This is a genomic window from Phytohabitans aurantiacus, from assembly GCF_027923225.1.
Classification (GTDB): domain Bacteria; phylum Actinomycetota; class Actinomycetes; order Mycobacteriales; family Micromonosporaceae; genus Phytohabitans; species Phytohabitans aurantiacus.
Map to the genome: position 1 here is coordinate 13,275 of NZ_BSDI01000060.1, position 15,606 is coordinate 28,880.

A 15,606-nucleotide genomic window follows, 5' to 3' on the forward strand; every position below is an offset into this window, starting at 1 on the left:
GGCCGCCCGGCGACCACGCCGCCGGTACACGCGGCGACCTTCGGCCGCGCCGCACACGCGGGACGATCCGGCACCCGGCCTCGCCGCCGCGATCAAGAAAGGTCGCGAAAGCGCGCGGCCGCCGAGCGCCGGTCCCGCCCAGCTGGCCTCTTGGAGCGCCACCGTCGCCTCTAGCGACGGAAGCGCTGACGCCGTAGGCGTCCCAGCTGCCCCTCCAGGGGCAGCCATCTTCCACGATCCAGATCCAGCTGCCGACACCGGCCGTCCGCGCCGCACCCGACCACCGTTTCGGCGACCGTGACACTCCCCGGCCTCGACTCAAGGACGCCGATCAAGGGAGATCGCATGGATCAAGGGCAAACGCACGCGGAAAAGAGATCCAACCACGTGCATTCGCCCTTGATCGACGGAAATGGGAGCGAGCGACGCCAGCGACGCGAGCGACGCGAGCGCTCGATTGGCGCTGAAGCCCCTTCAGAAGCGCTCGGCCAGGTGCTCTCGACCCGGCGGCGGCTCGTAGGGCTCGGGCCAGAAGTCCGTGATCTGGGCGATCAGCCCCTGCTCGTCGAACTGAAAGAATGTCAGCGCCGACTGCTCCTCGCCGTCGGTGGTGACCGAGACCCAAGTCGCCGCGTGCGTCCCCTGCCCAACCGCGCGCACCAGCGTGGCGTGCCAATCCCCCGGGTATTCCTCGTTGAACCGCAGATAGTCGGCCTTGCCGCGGATGCGCTCGCTGCTCTGCGGCAAGTCGTAGACCACATCATCGGCGAGCAGCTCGCCAAAGCCGGCCCAGTCGCGCGCCTCCGCCCGAGCCCAGTACTCCCGCACAACCTCGTCCACCGTCGTCATGCGCGCAGTGTGCCAGCGCCCACCGACAAAAACTCTGAGGTAACTCTGAGGTTGGGTACGGCCGCGAACCCCGTACTATCCATTGATAAATCTCAATCAAAGACGCCAGCCGGCCCCCGATCGGTGCGGGGGCCGGCTGGTCCTACGCGTTGGTCGTCGCCAGTGCAGGCTCGGGAGCCGGTTCGGCCTTCGTCGGGCGCAGCTCGTCCAGGCGTACCAGCGTGACGCCCGCGACGATCAGCACGCCGCCTAGCAACTGCACCGCTGTGGGCAACTCGTCGAGTACCAGCCAGGCGATCAGCACCGCGAACATGACCTCGGTCAGCCCGACGAAGGACGAGAGCCGCGCCCCGAGGATGCGGGCCGCGCCGATACCGGCGACGTACGAGATCACCGCCGCCACCAGCGAAAGGCCCAGCACCGGCACCAGCCAGCTCATCCTGTACCCGGCGAATGTGACCTGACCGAACGTGGCGTCGAACGGAAGCGCGCCGGTCAGGCCGAGCGCGACGAGCGCCACCGCGCCGACGCCCATGCCGCCGCTGGCGAGCGCCACGGGCGGCAACTCGTTGTCGCCGCGGGCCGAAAGTACGAAGTAGGCGGCCAGCCCGACGGCCGCGCCCAGCCCCCACAGGACGCCGACCAGGTCGAGGCGCGCGCCGCCGGTGATGTCGAGGACGAACACGAGGCCGAACACGGCCGCCACCGACCCCGCGATGGTCAACCGCCGCGGCCGCTGGCCGTGCGCCGCCCACATCCAGCCCACCACGAGGATGATGCCGAGGTACTCCAGCAACAGTGCGACACCGATCGGCAGATACTGGACGGCGTTGAAGAAGCATGCCTGGGCGGTGGCGACCGCGAGCACCCCGAACACGCCGACCATGCCGAGGTTGCGCCGCAGCACGTGCCACTTGCCGCGCAGCGCGATCACGGCGGGGATGGCGAGGACCAGCGCGGCCAAGCCGACCCGGGTCGCCACGGCGGCCTCAGCGGACCAGCCGGCCTCGATCAGCGACCGCGCGAACGTGCCGGACGTCGCGAACGTGACGGCCGACAGCAGCGCCAGTGCGAAGCCGGTGCCGGTGGAGCGTTGGGGTCGCATCTACCCTCCCCTGTAATAAGCAAAGAGTCGCTATGCTGATGACGTTAGACGAGCGAGGTGACAGGAGTCAAGATGGTTTTTGCTCATGACACGGAGATCGCCCTTGGTACCGCCGCCGCGCTCGTGAACACCACCGGCCCCGACCGCGAAGGGCTCCCCGACGTGGCGGCGCTCGACGCGTTCTTCCGCGCGTACGGCTGGACCGGCCGGCACGAGCACACCGACGCCGAGCTGCGCGAAGTGCGCGCGCTACGACCCCGGTTGCGCGAGGTCTGGTACGCCGACGAGGATCGCGCCGCCGAGATCGTCAACGGGCTACTGCGGGAGTGCAGCGCGCTCCCGCAACTCGTCAAGCACGACGACGAGCCGTACCACCTGCACTCCGTGCCGCGCGACGCTCCGCTCGCGATGCGGATGGCGGTCGAGGCGGCGATGGGGTTCGTCGACGTCGTGCGCAGCGGCGAGTTGCGCCGCTTGCGGATCTGCGAGTACCCCGACTGCGGCAACGTAGTGGTCGACCTCTCGAAGAACCGCTCCAAACGCTTCTGCGACGCGGGTTGCGGCAACAAGGCTGCTGTGGAGGCGTACCGCGCGCGCAAGGCCGCGGCGCTCCGCCCATGATCAGGGCGTCCCTCAAGTCGCTCTAACAACGTGAGGGACGCCCTGATCACCGTGGAGGGTTAGGGAGCGGATAGGGCTTCTGTCGGGGACATGCGGGCGGCGCGCACGGCTGGGTACAGGCCGGCCACCGCACCGATGAACAAGGTGGCCGCCAGACCGCCTCCCATCGCCCACACCGGTACCACGGTTGGCCAGCCCTGCGTCGTGGCGTACGCCGCCGTCACTGCGGTGCCCACCGCCACTCCGCCCGCCCCACCCAGAAGAGACAGCAGCAAGGACTCTGCCAAGAACTGCACCCGCACCTGCCCCCGCGTCGCGCCCAACGATCGCCGCAGCCCGATCTCCGCCCGCCGCTCCAACACCGAGATGACCATGGTGTTGGCGACTCCGACGCCGCCGACAAGTAGCGCCACCGCGCCCAAGCCGAGAAGCAGCCCGGTGAACGCGCGGTCGGCTGCCTGCTTGGCGGCCAGCGCGTCGGATGGGCGGGACACCTTGACCTCGCTCGGCGCCTCGGGGTTGGCGGTCGCGGCGAGCACCTCTCGTACGGCCGGAACCGCCGACTCGCGCGCCCGGGTGTAGATGGTGGTCGGCAGCCCATCGAAGTCTACATAGGACTCCGCTGCCGGCCATCCGATGAGAGCGGCCACGTCGAGCTCCGGGGCCAGCGGCACCGGCGCCAGGATGCCCACCACAGTGAACCACTCCCCGCCCACCAGTACCCGCACGTCTTCGCCGGGCGTGCCGATTCCCAGCCGCGCGGCGGCGGTGCTGCCGAGCACCACTGCCGGGTACCGCGCGGTGGCCTCGTTCAGCCAGGTGCCGCGGGACATTGTCGCGCCCACAGTGGACAGTAGGTCCAGTCGTGCGGCCAGCGCCAGCAAGCCGTTCGTCTCCACCTCGGGGATCCGGTCGGAGCGGTACACGCGGGCGTCGGCTACCCGTCCGGTCGCCGAGACGTCGGTTACCGGGCCGATCCGCTCGACCATCGCGACCGATTCGGTCGGCAGCGTCGCGGGTGCGCCGAAGAGGTCGTTGCCCGGGCCGGCGGTGAGCAGGTTGGTGCCGAGTGCTTCGAGGGTGCGTTCCAGGTCGGCGCGGCTCGACGTGGACACGCCGACCACCGCCACCATCGCCGCGATGCCGATCGCGATGCCCAGCGCCGACAGGAACGCCCGCATGGGGCGCGTCCGGAGCCCGGCGCCGCCCACGCGCACCAGATCGGCCGCACCCAGCCGGGCCGGCGTCAATGAGGCCCTCACACCACACCCCCGGCGTTAGAAGCGGCGCCATCCCAAGCGACCTCGCTCACCACTTGGCCGTCACGCATGCGCACCTGCCGGGGCAGGGCCGCGGCGATCTCCCGGTCGTGGGTGATGACGACAACCGTCGTACCGGCCGCGTGCAGCTCGCGCAGCAACTCCATCACGGCGGTACCCGACGCGGTGTCGAGGTTGCCCGTTGGCTCGTCGGCGAGCAGCAGCGCCGGCTCGCCGACCACCGCGCGGGCGATCGCCACCCGCTGCCGTTCGCCGCCGGACATCTGGTGCGGCCGGTGTTCGAGCCGGTGCCCCAGCCCGACCCGGGTCAGCGCCGCCGCGGCCCGGCGGCGCCGCTCGCGCTGCCGGACGCCGGAGTACAGCAGGCCGTCGGCGACGTTGTCGACCGCTGGTACCCCGGACGCCAGGTGGAACTGCTGGAAGACGAAGCCGATCCGGGACGCCCGCAGCGCCGACAGCTGCCGGTCGGACAGCCGGGAAACGTCGTGCCCGTCGACCCGCACGGTGCCGGTGGAGGGTCGGTCGAGCGTGCCGATGACGTGCAGCATCGTCGACTTGCCCGACCCGGACGGCCCGACGATCGCGACCATCTCGCCGCGCTCGACCGCCATCGAGACGCCGCGCAGCGCCGACACGCCTCCGGGGTACGTCTTCGTGACATCCTCAAGGACGAGAACGCTCACGCCGCGACTCCAATGGACATGCCCTCGGCCAGGCCCTCGCCGGTCACCTCGACCCGCCCGCCGGAGAACATGCCCACCTCCACCGGGACGATCCGGGTGCCGGTGCCCTCGACGACCTGTACGCCATAACCGCCCTCCGCCAGCGCAAGCAGCGCCGCGACCGGCACGCTCAAGACGTTTTCCCGCTTGGACGCCACGAACGTGACCTCCACCGTGGCTCGGTCGAGCGTGCCGAGGCCCTTCTGGTCGGTGAGCGCGAGCGTCACCTCCAGCCGTGTCTCCGGTTCCTGGTTCTGGCTACCCGGATCGATGATGGTATCTACAGTGGACACCTTGCCGGAGACGGCGCGTCCGTCCGGCAGCTCCACCGAGGCGGCCGTGCCCGCTGCCACGAGCCGCTGCTGGTCGATGTCGAGCCGCACGGTGACCACACGCGTCGTGCCGGTGTGCGAAAGCACCTGCCGGCCGGGCCCGGTGGCGTCACCGACCTGCGCCTTGAGGTCGGCCACGCGCACGTCGCCGGGCGCGTACACGACCTGACCGGCCCGCACCCGCCCGGTTTCCGGCAGGCCCAGATCCTCCTGCCACTCCTCGACGGCCGCGGCGGTCGCCGACGAGAACGAATCGTCCACAGTGAACCCGTCATAGCCGAGCGCGGCGAGGTTCTCCTCGAAGAGCTTCACATCGGCGCCTTCGAGCCCGGTGTGGAGGTCACGGTACATCGGCAGCCGCCCCCGCATCAGCACCACCGGCTCGTCATCCACTGTGTACAATCGCTGGCCGCGCTTGACGGTGGCGCCTTCGGCGGGGAGCCACGTGACGGTACCCGGGAGCCTGCCGCTCATCGCCGTCTCCGTACCGTACCCGAGCGTGCCGTCCACGGTCTCCGAATCGGTGAGCGTCGACCGGGTCACCTGCGCCGTCGTGGGCGGGAGCCCGCTGGTACCGGCCGCGCCTCCACCGGTACCGCCAAAGCCGACCGCCGCAGTGCCGCCACCGGCGGCGGCGACCGCGACCCCGGCGGCGACCAGGACCTTGGCGCGTCGTCGCCGGCTCATCCGGCGCCACCGGCGCGCCGCGGCCGCAGGTTCTCACAGGTCTTCTGCGCGGCCTTGAACGTGTCGCTGTTCGGGTCGAGCCCGCTGCCCGGACCGCCGCGCAGCATGATGCCGCCGGTCTCCGGGTCCGGATCGGGGAAGGCGGTCACCCCGTTGTCCCGCATGCACTTCGAGTACTGGCGGGCCTTCTCCATGTCGGCCGCGCTCATCCTGCCCATCTCGCCGCCGTTCGGCAGGTGCTGCCGGCATTTGGCCATCGCGGCGTCGGTCTTCGCCGGGTCGCCGCCCTGGATGCGGATGCCGCCGCCGGGCTCGGGATCGGGCATGTCGACGCCCTCGCCGCGCATGCATTCGGTGAATTTGAGCATCTGCTCGTCCCGATCCCCCGCCGCCGAAGCGCGATCACCGGCCGCGGAAGCGCTGGCGCTCGGGCTCGCCCCCGCCCCATTACCCGCCGTTGCGATGTCGTCATCCTGCGTCGATCCGCCACACGCGGTCAGCGCCATCGCAAGCGCCGCCACTGCCACAACCAGTCTCATCAAAGACTCCCCTTCAGTAGAGAAGCGAAGTCAACGCGCGCGGCGGTTATCCCACTGTTTCGTCCGGTGTTAACGCGGAAACAACATCGCGCCCGGTAATCATTGGACGATGCGTGTACTGGTCGTCGAGGACGAACGGCTGCTGGCCGACCTGATCGCGAGGTGGCTGCGGGGCGAGGCGCACGCCGTCGACGTCGCGTACGACGGTGATGCCGCCCTGGAACGGTTGGGTGTCAACGACTACGACGTGGTGGTGCTCGACCGCGACCTGCCCGTCGTGCACGGCGACGATGTGTGCCGCGCGCTCGTCGACTCGGGCGCGGAGGCCCGGGTACTCATGCTCACCGCCGCCGCCGAGATCGGTGACCGGGTCGCGGGCCTTTCGCTCGGCGCGGACGACTACCTGCCGAAGCCCTTTGCCTTTCCCGAGTTGGGGGCGCGCGTGCTGGCGCTCGGCCGCCGCAGCCGTCCCGCGGCACCGCCGGTACTGGAGCGCGCCGGCATCAGACTCGACATGCCCCGCCGCGAGGTGTACCGCAACGGCCGCTACATCTCGCTGTCCCGCAAGGAGTTCGCGATGCTCACCGAACTGATGCGCGCCGGCGGTGCGGTGGTCAGCGCCGAGCACCTGCTGGAGAAGGTGTGGGACGAGCACGCCGACCCGTTCACCGCTTCCGTGCGGGTCACGGTGCTCAAGCTGCGTCGCAAGCTCGGCGACCCGCCGGTCATCGAGACCGTGCCCGGAGAGGGATACCGCATCCGATGAAGCGCCTGCCGATCCGGGCCCGCCTGACCGTCCTCTATGGAGCGTTGCTGTTCACCGCGGGTGTCGTGATGCTCGCCCTCACCTATGTCCTGCTGGGCCAACGGCTCGGCGTCAAGGTCCTCGCCACATACAACCGCCCGCCCGGAAGCGACCTGCCGAACGTCGAGTACGCCGCGAAGATGCCGGATCAGCTCCGGGACGCCGCGCTCACCAACCTGCTCACCCAAGGCGGCATCGCGCTCGTGCTGGTGACCGCCGTGGCGATCGCGTTCGGCTGGCTGCTCGCCGGGCGGGCACTGCAACCATTGCAGCGCATCACCGAGACCGCGCACCGGATCGCGGACGCGCCCGCCGCCGACCGCAGCCTGCACGAACGGATCGCACTCACCGGGCCACGCGACGAGATAAAGGTGCTGGCGGACGCGTTCGACACCATGCTGGAGCGGCTGGACCGGTCGTTCGACGGGCAGCGCCGCTTCGTCGCCAACGCCTCGCACGAGCTGCGCACGCCGCTGACGCTCAGCCGCGCGGTGCTGGAATACACCGCGCACCGCGAGGCGGCCACACCCGAGGTCCGACAGCTCACCGACCTGCTCCTCGACATCAACGCCCGGCACGAGCGGCTCATCAACGGCCTGCTGCTTTTGGCACGCTCCGAAAACGAGATGGTCGACCAGACGCTGGTGGACCTCGCCGACGTCGTCGAGCACACGCTCGGGCTGCTCGGGCCGGAGGCCGACAAGGCGGGCATCACGGTCGGCTGCCCCGATCCCGCCGAGGCGTTCACGCTGGGCGACCCGGTGCTGCTCGAACGCCTCGTGCAGAACCTCGTCGAAAACGGCATCCGCCACAACGGCGACGGCGGCTGGGTGCGGGTCGCCTGCCGCACGCTTCCCGAGAGCCGTGTCGAACTGACCGTCAGCAATTCGGGGCCGGTGGTGCCCCGATACGAGATCCCAGGTCTGTTCGAACCGTTCCGCCGATATGGCAGGGAGCGGACGGGCCAGGACCGGGGCGTGGGCCTCGGCCTGTCGATCGTGCGGTCGGTGGCCCGCGCACACGGCGGCGACGTCGCCGCCGACCCGAGGGATGGCGGCGGCCTGACCGTCCGCGTCACCCTCCCCGCCGCGCCCCTCCCCCACCCCTCGTGATCAGGGCGTCCCTCATGTCGTTAGGACGACGTCAGGGACGCCCTGATCATCGCTAGTTGGGCCTCGTGGTGGGCGGCCGTCGCGCGGAACAATCCTGAGCCGTGGCTCACTCGGGCCACGCCCTGGGCGGCCAGGTCGGCGATCCGCGGGCCGCCGGCTCGGGCCAGCACGTTGACCCGGCCTCCCACGGCCTCCACCAGCGCGGGGACGTCCGCGTCGGTGGCGCCGATCGGGTACACGCAGTCGGCGCCGGCCGCCAGATAGCGCTCGGCCCGTGCGACCGCCTCGTCGAGTACGCCCGCCACCTCGGGCATGTACACGTCGATCCGCGCGTTGACGACCAGGTCAAAACCGGCCTCGACGGCCGCGGCACGCACGGCCGCGAGGAAATCGGCCTGCTCGCCGGGGTCCACCATTTTTCCGGTACCGGGATCCGAGTCCTCGAGATTGCAGCCGACCGCCCCCGTGGCGGCGAGCCGCTCGACAAGTTCCGCAGGGCGCATCCGGTATCCACGCTCGAGGTCGGCGGTGACCGGTACCTCGACCGCCCGGACGATCCGCGCGACCGCGTCGAGCATCTCTCCCGCCGGGGTGGTCTCGCCGTCGGCGTACCCGAGCACCTCCGCGACCGCGGCGCTGCTGGTGGCGACGGCCGCGAAACCCGCGGCCTGGGTGGCGCGCGCGGACGCCGCGTCCCACGCGTTGGCCAGCACGAGCGGGTCTCCCGGGCGGTGCAGCGCACGCAGCGCGGCCGCTCGGGCGGCGAGCGCCGGCCCCGGATCGCGGGCGGAGGCGCCGGTCGCGGACCTCATGAGAGGGGCCAGGGGTGCGCGATGGCGCCGAGCCGGTTCCAGGCGTTGATGACCGTGATCGTCCAGATCAGCTCGGCCAGTTCCTTCTCGGAGAACTCGGCCGCCGCCCGCCCGTACACCTCGTCGCTGACTGGGCCGTCAGTCAGCCGGGTGGCGGCCTCGGTCAGCTCCAAGGCGGCCCGCTCGCGCGCGGTGAAGAACGGCGTCTCCCGCCACACCGGCAGCGCGTAGACGCGGCGCTCGGACTCGCCGGCCTCGCGCAGGTCGCGGCTGTGCGTGTCGACGCAGTACGCGCAGCCGTTGAGCTGCGAGGCGCGAGCGCGCACGAGGTCGAGCAGGACGGGTTCGAGGTCGGTCTTGCGGGACGCCGCGTCGAGGCTGTTCATGGCGCGGTTGATATGCGGGGCGAGCGTGTCCACCGCTAGGCGGACGGTGCCGGTCGTCGTTGTCATGCCAATGACACTACGGAGCAAGTGGCTCCGCGCTAAGGTCCAATATTGTGCCGCGAAATTGGGCCACTTTCGGTGGCGACCTGCACCTCGACCTGGGCGGCGGGAGCCGGCGGGCGGGGCTGGAGCGCGCGCTGCGCGACGCCATCCGGGCCGGGCGGCTCACGCCGGCCACCCGGCTGCCCTCCACCCGCGCCCTCGCCGCCGAGCTCGGCCTCGCCCGCAACACCGTCAGCGCGGCCTACGACCAGCTCGTCGCCGAGGGCTACCTCGCCGCGCGGCACGGCTCGGGCACGGTGGTCGCGGGACTACCGCCCGCGCCGCGACCGGCCTCCTCGAAAACCGAGCCGGAGGGCGCCGCGCCGCGCTACGACCTGCGCCCCGGAAGCCCTGACGTGTCGACCTTCCCCACCACGGCGTGGCTCCGGTCGCTTCGGCGCGCGCTCGCGACGGCGCCCGCCAGCCGGTACGACTACGACACCCCCGCCGGCACGCACGAGCTGCGCACGGTGCTTTCCGAGTACCTGGGCCGCGCCCGCGGCGTGCTCGCGAGCCCGGACCGCATCGTGGTGACATCCGGGTACGTGCAGGCGCTGGCGCTGCTCGCCGGACTGGTCGACGGGCCGATCGCCACCGAAGACCCGGGCCTCGCGTTCCACCGGGAGCTGATCCGCCGCCACGGGCACGGCGTGCTGCCGATTCCCGTGGACGAGCACGGCGTGCGCACCGACCTGCTGTCCACAAGGGAGCGAGCGGTACTTGTCACCCCCGCACACCAGTACCCGACCGGAGCCACCCTCGCGCCCGACCGCCGGCACGCGCTCACCGAGTGGGCAGCCGCCACCGACGGGTTGATCATCGAGGACGACTACGACGGCGAGTTCCGGTACGACCGGCAGCCCGTCGGGGCGCTGCAAGGCATGGCACCGGATCGTGTCGTCTACGTCGGCACCGCCTCGAAGACCCTCGGCCCGGCGCTCCGGCTGGCGTGGATGGTGCTCCCCGCCCACCTCGTCGAACCGGTCACCGAGGCCAAACGGTACGCCGACGCCCACACCGAAAGTCTCGGGCAACTCGCTCTCGCGGACCTGATCGCCACACACGGGTACGACCGGCACGTGCGGGCCTGCCGTCTCCGGTACCGTCGGCGCCGTGACCTGCTGGTTGCCCGCCTCGGCAGGAGGCACCCGCTGGGTGGGATCGCGGCTGGTCTCCATGCGATGATCACCCTGCCCGCTGGCGGGCCAACGGAGAGCGAGGTGCTGGCCACCGCCGCCGACCGGGGACTCGCCGTCGGCGAGCTGGGCAGCCACTGGCACACCGCTGGCACCGGGGCCGGCGAGCGGCCGCAGGGCATCATCGTGGGCTACGGCACGCCGCCGGAGCGCGGATACCTCGCGGCGCTCGACACCCTCGCCAGGGTGCTGCGCGGGGGCTGAGCGGTCCCTGGGCGGGCACACCACGACGGCGTGGGCACCATGAAGGCGGCGCGGGCACACCAGGGCGGCGCCGGGGCGGCAAACTTAGTCGGCACGCCCCACCAGGCAGAGGAGCTTTCGTTGAGCACAAGCATCATCCCGGACCTGTCCGGGTACGAGGTCTGGTTCCTGACCGGCAGCCAGGGGCTGTACGGCGAGGACACCCTGCGGCAGGTGGCCGACCAGTCGCGGGAGATCGCCCGCGTGCTCGGGGAGGCCAGCGACATCCCCGTCACCCTCACGTGGAAGCCGGTCCTCAAAGACAGCGCGTCGATCCGGCGGGCCATGCTCGACGCCAACGCCGACGACAAGGTCATCGGCGTCGTCGCCTGGATGCACACCTTCTCCCCGGCCAAGATGTGGATCGCGGGCCTCGACGCCCTCGACAAGCCGCTGCTGCACCTGCACACGCAGGCCAACGTGGCGCTGCCCTGGTCCGAGATCGACATGGACTTCATGAACCTCAACCAGGCCGCCCACGGCGACCGGGAGTTCGGATACATCCAGACGCGGCTCGGCGTCGCCCGCAAGACCGTCGTCGGCCACGCCACCGACCCGCGCGTCACCGCCGCGATCGGCACCTGGTCGCGCGCCGCCGCCGGCTGGCGCGCCGCGCACGAGCTGAAGCTGGCCAGATTCGGCGACAACATGCGCTACGTGGCGGTCACCGAAGGCGATAAAACCGAGGCTGAGTTGCGCCTCGGTGTTCAGGTTAACACTTGGGGCGTCAACGACCTGGCCGACGCCGTGCAGGCCGCTTCCGCCGCCGACATCGACGCTCTGATCAGCGAATACCTCGACCTGTACGACGTGGTGCCCGCCCTGCGGCCCGGCGGCGACCGGCACGAGTCGCTGCGGTACGGCGCCGCGATCGAGGTGGGCCTGCGCAGCTTCCTGACCGGGGGCGACTTCAGCGCGTTCACCACCACGTTCGAAGACCTGGGCGCGCTGCGCCAGCTGCCCGGGCTCGCCGTGCAGCGGCTCATGGCCGACGGATACGGGTTCGGCGCCGAGGGCGACTGGAAGACCGCCGTACTGGTGCGCATCGCGACCGTCATGGGTGCCGGCCTGCCCGGCGGCGCCTCCCTGATGGAGGATTACACCTACCACATGGTGCCCGGCGAGGAGAAAATCCTCGGTGCGCACATGCTGGAGGTCAGCCCCGGCCTCACCACCTCCCGCCCCTCCCTGGAGATCCACGCGCTCGGCATCGGCGGGCGCGAAGACCCGGTACGCCTGGTCTTCAACGCCGACTCCGGCCCGGCGGTCGTGGTGGCGCTGAGCGACATGCGCGACCGGTTCCGCCTGACGGCCAACGTCGTCGACGTCATCCAGCCCGACGAGGCGCTACCGAAGCTGCCGGTGGCCCGCGCGGTGTGGAAGCCCGAGCCCGACTTCCACACGTCGGCAGCGGCGTGGCTGACGGCCGGCGCGGCACACCACACAGTGATGACGACGGCGGTGGGTATCGAGGCGTTCCAGGACTTCGCCGACATGGCCGGCATCGAGCTGCTGACCATCGACGCGACGACCGACCTTCGCTCCTTCACCCGGGAGATCCGCCTAAACGCCGCATACTACAAACTCGCCCAGGGCCTGTAGCACTCGCCGCGCACCGCACGCCGCTTCCTGTCGCGGCGCGGCGCTCTCCGCGCGCGCGGCGCGCCGCTCTTTTCGTCGATCAAGGGCGAATGCACGTGGTTGGATCTCTTTTCCGCGTGCGTTCGCCCTTGATCCATGAACATCTCCTTGATCGACGAGCGAAAGGACACGACTGTGGTCACCGTTCGAGCCGCTACACACGCGGACATCGACGCGGTGCTCGCGTTCTGGCGCGTGGGGGCGGAGGGCACGAGCATCAGCGACGACCCCGACGGCGTCGGCGCGCTGATCGCGCGCGATCCCGAGGCGCTGCTGCTAGCCGAGGCCGACGGCCAGATCGTCGGCACGGTGATCGCCGGTTGGGACGGCTGGCGCGCCCACCTGTACCGGCTCGCCGTGCACCCCGACCAACGCCGCCGCGGCATCGGCACCGCGCTACTCGAAGCGGCCGAGCGGCGCCTGAGCGCCCTCGGCGCCCGACGCCTCGACGCCATGGTCCTCGACCGCAACGAACTCGCCCACCACGCGTGGCAGGCAGCCGGGTACAAGCGCGACCCCGACTGGACGCGCTGGATCAAGAGGTAGCCGCAACCGCCCGCGGGCGGCGAGGTGTCCTGGCGCCGTGAGGGCATCCGGCGGGCCGGCGCTGACGCGCCATGCGCGTAGCACCCGAAGCCGCACATTTCGCTCCGCGCACGACGCCGCCAGCGGCCGCCGATCAAGGGCATTCGCATGGATCAAGGGCAAACGCACGCGAACAGAGATCCAACCACGTGCATACGCCCTTGATCGGCGGAGAGGGCGCGTCCGCGCCACGGCGCGGGACGGCGCGACGCGGCGCGGGACAGCGCGACGCGGCGCGGGACAGCGCGACGCGGCGCGGGACAGCGCGACGCGGCGCGGGACAGCGCGACGCGGCGCGGGACAGCGCGGCACGGACGGCACGGCACGGACGGCGCGGCACGGGACGGGACGGGCGGCGCGGGACGGGACGCTCGGACCGTGCAGGAGTGGTTGGTTAGGGCAGGTCGGTGATGGCGGAGAGTAAGCGGTCGACGTCGGCCTCGTTGTTGTAGTGGACTAGGCCGGCGCGGACCGCGCTGCCCGCGTCGCGGATGCCGAGTGCGGCCGTGACCTCCCACGCGTAGTTGTGGCCGTGCCACACGTTGACGCGGTGGGCGGCGAGGTGCTCGGCGACGGCGGCTGGGGTGCGGCCGGCCACGGTGAAGTACGCCGTGGCGGTGCGCCGGGCCGGCTTGCCGTACAGCGTTACGTGCGGCATCGCCTCCAGCCCGTTCAACAGTACGCCGAACAGCTCCCGCTCATACATCTCAGCCGCGTCCAAAGAGGACCGCAAGCGTGACCGCCGGTCGCCGGTCGCCGCGGGGTCCAGCCCAGCCAGGTGCTCGACCGCCGCCACCACACCGGCGAAGTCGGCGAACGGTGAGGTACCCGTCTCGAAGCGCTGCGGCACGGTGTCGGGCGACGAGGCGAGCTTGTCGGGACGTACGGTCGACAGCAGGGCCGGATCCGCGACCACGGCACCGACGTGCGGGCCGGACCATTTGTATGCGCTGGTGGCGTAGAAGTCGGCGCCCAGCGCGACCATGTCAGTGTATCCGTGCGCGCTCGCGTGCACACCATCCACATAGGACAATGCGCCGGCACCGCGGGCGCGAGCCGTGATGGCGGCCACATCCGGGCGGGTGCCGAGCACGTTGCTCGCCGCGGTGACCGCCACCAGCCTGGTGCGCGGGCCGATCAGCGTGTCGTACTGCTCTACCGGCAACTCTCCGGTGGCGGTGTCCACTTCGGCCCAGCGCACGGTCGCGCCCACCCGCGAAGCGGCCTGCACCCAGGGTCGCACGTTGGCGTCATGGTCGAGGCGGGAGACGACCACCTCGTCGCCGGGCGCCCAGTCGCGGCTCAGCGCGGCGGCCAACCGGTACGTCAGCGTCGTCATGTTCGGCCCGAGGATGACCCCGTCGGGGTGACCGCCCACCAGGTCGGCGACCGCCGCGCGGCACTCGGCGACGATGCCGCCGGAGCGGTCGCTCGCGGGGAAGGCGCCGCCCACGTTGCCGATGCCCGATCGGTACGCGCCCGCGATCGCGTCGACGACGCTCTGCGGCACCTGCGTGCCGGCCGCCCCGTCGAGGTACGCGTATCCGTCTGCCAGCGCGGGATAGGCGGCCCGCGTCAACGATACGTCGAAAGCCATGTCAGGCGCTCTCCCGAAGGACCAGCCTGGAGGCGTACGCGGTCGCCGGCGGTACCCGCGATCCCGCCATTAGAGCGGTGACGGCCCCGGCGGCGATCTCTTCGACGGGGTGGGTGGCGGTGGTGAGCGCCGGCGCGCTCAGCGCCGCGAACGGCACGTCGTCGAAGCCCGCGACGGCGATGTCGCCCGGCACGTCGACGCCGCGCTCGCGCAGGACGGCGAGCGCGCCCAGCGCCATGGCGTCGCTGCCGGCGAACACCGCGTCGGTGTCCGGCCAGCGGTGCAGCACCTCGGCCATGCCGGTCCGTCCACTGGCGACGGTGAAGTCGCCCTCGACCGACCGCGCGGGCAGGCCGGCGGCGCGCATGGCGGCGAGGTACGACTCGACGGGCCGGTGCGTGCAGGGCATCCACTGTGGACCGGTGACCATCGCGATCCGGCGCCGGCCCGAGTCGTACAGGTGTGCGAGCGTCGCCGCCGCCGCGCCGCCGTTGTCGACGTCGAATCCGGGCACCTGCGGCGAGCCGACGCCGATCGACACCACGCGCCCGAGCAGCCGCGCCGGCACGGCGTCGAGGACAGCCTGGGTGGTGTTGACGAGCAGCACGCTGTGCACGCTCGGGTCGCTGGCCATGGCGTACAGGTCGCTGGGTGCGTTCAGCGACAGCCAGCGCAGCGAGACGCCGACGTCGTGCGGGGCGCACATGCTGGCGGCGGTGCTGACCACCCGGTCGACGTAGGGGTCGTGCAGCACGTCCGGTGTCGCGCCGACGACGGCCACGACGAGCCGGAAGCCGGTGCCGGTCACGAGGGCTCGGGCGGCGGGGTTCGGCGCGTACCCGAGCTGGCCGGCCGCCTCGACGACCCGGTCACGCGTCGCGGCCGAGGCTGGCCCGTACCCCGCGATGACGCGGGAGGCGGTCGAGCGCGACACGCCGGCGGCGCGCGCGACGTCGTCCAGCGTGGCGCGGTGTGTCGCGGGTCTACTCATG

General features: G+C 71.5%; 16 protein-coding genes. 6 read left to right on the forward strand and 10 right to left on the reverse strand.

Going from position 1 to position 15,606, the window contains the following annotated elements; all coding sequences use genetic code 11:
- Window positions 1–474: 474 nt before the first annotated feature.
- The gene (locus QMG73_RS38160; RefSeq protein ID WP_281903867.1) at window positions 475–849 is read right to left on the reverse strand and encodes a nuclear transport factor 2 family protein; all 375 of its coding nucleotides are present in this window, start codon (window positions 847–849) and stop codon (window positions 475–477) included.
- A 142-nt stretch (window positions 850–991) separates the two neighbouring features.
- Window positions 992–1,954, reverse strand: a complete 963-nt coding sequence (locus tag QMG73_RS38165) for an EamA family transporter (RefSeq protein ID WP_281903868.1) — start codon at window positions 1,952–1,954, stop codon at window positions 992–994.
- A gap of 72 nt (window positions 1,955–2,026) precedes the next feature.
- Between QMG73_RS38165 and QMG73_RS38170 the strand changes: the two genes are divergently transcribed.
- Entirely contained in the window at window positions 2,027–2,575 is a 549-nt protein-coding gene (locus QMG73_RS38170; protein ID WP_281903869.1) for a CGNR zinc finger domain-containing protein, read from the forward strand.
- A 59-nt stretch (window positions 2,576–2,634) separates the two neighbouring features.
- Here the strand turns inward: QMG73_RS38170 and QMG73_RS38175 are convergent, their stop codons facing one another.
- From QMG73_RS38175 to QMG73_RS38190, 4 genes are read right to left on the reverse strand one after another with little or no spacing between them, the layout of a single operon-like run.
- The gene (locus QMG73_RS38175) at window positions 2,635–3,837 is read right to left on the reverse strand and encodes an ABC transporter permease (RefSeq protein WP_281903870.1); all 1,203 of its coding nucleotides are present in this window, start codon (window positions 3,835–3,837) and stop codon (window positions 2,635–2,637) included.
- Window positions 3,834–4,538 (reverse strand): ABC transporter ATP-binding protein, encoded by a 705-nt coding sequence (locus QMG73_RS38180; protein ID WP_281903871.1) that lies wholly within the window; start codon window positions 4,536–4,538, stop codon window positions 3,834–3,836. Before QMG73_RS38180 ends, QMG73_RS38175 begins: the two co-directional genes overlap by 4 nt.
- On the reverse strand, window positions 4,535–5,596 hold the full coding sequence (locus QMG73_RS38185) for an efflux RND transporter periplasmic adaptor subunit (RefSeq protein ID WP_281903872.1): 1,062 nt from the start codon (window positions 5,594–5,596) through the stop codon (window positions 4,535–4,537). The genes QMG73_RS38180 and QMG73_RS38185 overlap by 4 nt, the downstream gene beginning before the upstream one ends.
- Window positions 5,593–6,135, reverse strand: a complete 543-nt coding sequence (locus QMG73_RS38190) for a hypothetical protein (protein ID WP_281903873.1) — start codon at window positions 6,133–6,135, stop codon at window positions 5,593–5,595. The genes QMG73_RS38185 and QMG73_RS38190 overlap by 4 nt, the downstream gene beginning before the upstream one ends.
- A 109-nt stretch (window positions 6,136–6,244) precedes the next feature.
- Between QMG73_RS38190 and QMG73_RS38195 the strand changes: the two genes are divergently transcribed.
- Entirely contained in the window at window positions 6,245–6,901 is a 657-nt protein-coding gene (locus tag QMG73_RS38195) for a response regulator transcription factor (protein ID WP_281903874.1), read from the forward strand.
- A complete protein-coding gene (locus QMG73_RS38200; protein WP_281903875.1) occupies window positions 6,898–8,052 on the forward strand; it encodes a sensor histidine kinase in 1,155 nt (384 codons plus the stop codon). The genes QMG73_RS38195 and QMG73_RS38200 overlap by 4 nt, the downstream gene beginning before the upstream one ends.
- A gap of 20 nt (window positions 8,053–8,072) precedes the next feature.
- Here the strand turns inward: QMG73_RS38200 and QMG73_RS38205 are convergent, their stop codons facing one another.
- Window positions 8,073–8,864: an isocitrate lyase/PEP mutase family protein gene (locus QMG73_RS38205; protein WP_281903876.1), complete on the reverse strand. Its 792-nt coding sequence runs from the start codon at window positions 8,862–8,864 to the stop codon at window positions 8,073–8,075.
- On the reverse strand, window positions 8,861–9,316 hold the full coding sequence (locus QMG73_RS38210) for a carboxymuconolactone decarboxylase family protein (protein ID WP_281903877.1): 456 nt from the start codon (window positions 9,314–9,316) through the stop codon (window positions 8,861–8,863). The genes QMG73_RS38205 and QMG73_RS38210 overlap by 4 nt, the downstream gene beginning before the upstream one ends.
- 47 nt (window positions 9,317–9,363) lie before the next feature.
- Between QMG73_RS38210 and pdxR the strand changes: the two genes are divergently transcribed.
- From pdxR to QMG73_RS38225, 3 genes are all read left to right on the forward strand, one after another.
- Entirely contained in the window at window positions 9,364–10,752 is a 1,389-nt protein-coding gene (gene pdxR, locus QMG73_RS38215; RefSeq protein ID WP_281903878.1) for a MocR-like pyridoxine biosynthesis transcription factor PdxR, read from the forward strand.
- Window positions 10,753–10,872: 120 nt separating this feature from the next.
- Window positions 10,873–12,393, forward strand: a complete 1,521-nt coding sequence (gene araA, locus QMG73_RS38220) for an L-arabinose isomerase (RefSeq protein WP_281903879.1) — start codon at window positions 10,873–10,875, stop codon at window positions 12,391–12,393.
- 135 nt (window positions 12,394–12,528) lie between these two features.
- Window positions 12,529–12,978 (forward strand): GNAT family N-acetyltransferase, encoded by a 450-nt coding sequence (locus QMG73_RS38225; protein WP_281903880.1) that lies wholly within the window; start codon window positions 12,529–12,531, stop codon window positions 12,976–12,978.
- A gap of 433 nt (window positions 12,979–13,411) precedes the next feature.
- Here QMG73_RS38225 and QMG73_RS38230 read toward each other — a convergent pair whose 3' ends face one another.
- Together QMG73_RS38230 and QMG73_RS38235 are read right to left on the reverse strand one after the other, a co-directional pair.
- Complete coding sequence (locus QMG73_RS38230) at window positions 13,412–14,614, reverse strand: cysteine desulfurase-like protein (RefSeq protein ID WP_281903881.1); 1,203 nt, start codon at window positions 14,612–14,614, stop codon at window positions 13,412–13,414.
- Between the two features lies 1 nt (window position 14,615).
- Window positions 14,616–15,605, reverse strand: coding sequence for a LacI family DNA-binding transcriptional regulator (locus QMG73_RS38235; RefSeq protein ID WP_281903882.1), 990 nt, complete (start codon window positions 15,603–15,605; stop codon window positions 14,616–14,618).
- Between the last annotated feature and the right edge of the window lies 1 nt (window position 15,606).